Annotated in this window: 1 protein-coding gene; it reads left to right on the top strand. The window is 63.2% G+C overall.

Features of this window, described 5'->3' with window-relative positions; all coding sequences use genetic code 11:
- Positions 1-93: 93 nt before the first annotated feature.
- A complete protein-coding gene (gene tnpC / locus Q673_RS22825; RefSeq protein ID WP_023004967.1) occupies positions 94-1,533 on the top strand; it encodes an IS66 family transposase in 1,440 nt (479 codons plus the stop codon).
- The last annotated feature ends 13 nt before the right edge of the window (positions 1,534-1,546 follow it).

Raw genomic sequence — 1,546 nt, 5'->3', positions numbered from 1 at the left:
GTAACTATTCAGGTGGCTGCGGATGGCATGTCGCCAACCACCTGATTTTTTTGGCATAGTGTGCCTGATCCTTCGGCACGTCTATGCGGTGACATGACCATCAGCGATATCAACGTCGACGAGGCCCTGGAACGGGTCCGGCAGCAGCTCAAGGAAGACCACACGGTCTCGCCTTCCTTGCGTGCTGCCATCGACGTGCTGATGCTGCTGGTCAAGCTGATGGCCGACCGACTGGCCACCAGCAGCCGCAACAGCAGCAAGCCGCCGTCACAAGACCCCAACCGCCAACGCCGTTCCCGGGCCAAGGGCGAGCGTCGCCCTGGCGGGCAACCGGGTCACGAAGGCAAGACGCTGGCGCCGGTCACCGATCCCGACGAGATCGTGTCGTTGCGCGTCGATCGCCGCACCTTGCCCAAAGGGCGCACCTATCGCTCGGTCGGCATCGAAACGCGCCAGGTGCAAGACATCGTGATCCAGGCCGTCGTCACCGAGTATCGCGCCGAGGTGCTGGAGGACGATCTCGGGCGGCGCCATGTGGCGCCGTTTCCCGACGGCGTGACCCGCCCGATCCAGTATGGCCCACGTCTCAAGGCGCATGTCGTCTATCTCTCGCAGTATCAGTTGCTGCCCTATGCCCGCATCCAGGCGCTGCTGGCCTCACAGTGCGATCTATCGCTGAGCACCGGCACGCTGTTCGCCTTCAATCAAGAGGCCTATCAGCGCGCCGAGGCGTTTGCCGAGTGGGCGATCCCGGCGCTGAGGCAAGCCGCGACCGTGCATGCCGACGAGACCGGGATGCAGGTCGGCGGCAAGCGCTACTGGCTGCACAGCGCCTCGAATGACGCCCTGACCTACTTGGCGCCTCACGCCAAGCGAGGTCAGGAGGCCATGGATGCCATCGGCATCCTGCCCTATGTCCAGGGGGTGCTGGTGCATGATCACTGGAAGCCTTACTACCGCTACGCGGATTGCCGCCACGCACTTTGCAACGCCCATCACCTGCGTGAATTGACTGCGGCCTGGGAAAATGACCACCAAAAGTGGGCCAAGGCGCTGCATGATCTGCTGCTGGAGATGCATCAGGCCGTTGACGCTGCCGGTGGCACGCTCTCGCCCGAAGAGGCGCAACGCTGGCGAGTCCGCTATCGGCAGTGCCTGACAGAGGGTGAGACCGAGTGTCCGCCACCGATCCCACCACCACCGGGAAAGCGCGGTCGTGCCAAACGTACCAAGGCACGTAACCTGCTCGAACGTCTCCAGGCGTACGAGGACGATGTGCTGCGTTTCCTCGACGACCCCGCCGCGCCCTTCACCAATAACCAAGGGGAGCGTGACCTGCGGATGACCAAGGTCCAGCAGAAGATTTCAGGCTGTTTCCGCTCCTGGGAAGGTGCCGAGATCTTCTGCCGGATGCGCAGCTTCCTCTCGACGGCGGTCAAGCAGGGCCTGGCAGCGCACACCGCACTAGAACAGTTGTTTGCCGGTGAAGTGCCCGAATTCATGCGTCGGGACGGCCTGGATCAGGCAGCGTGACCTGAATAGTTAC

This window comes from Halomonas sp. PBN3, assembly GCF_000475415.1.
Classification (GTDB): Bacteria; Pseudomonadota; Gammaproteobacteria; order Pseudomonadales; family Halomonadaceae; genus Halomonas; species Halomonas shengliensis.
The sequence above is the reverse complement of the archived record's forward strand: the minus strand, read 5'-3'. Positions and strand labels throughout refer to the sequence as shown.

Bases quoted from the DNA above. Each gene is read 5' to 3' on its own strand.
- tnpC (WP_023004967.1), top strand. From the start codon at position 94: ATGACCATCAGCGATATCAACGTCGACGAGGCCCTGGAACGGGTCCGG.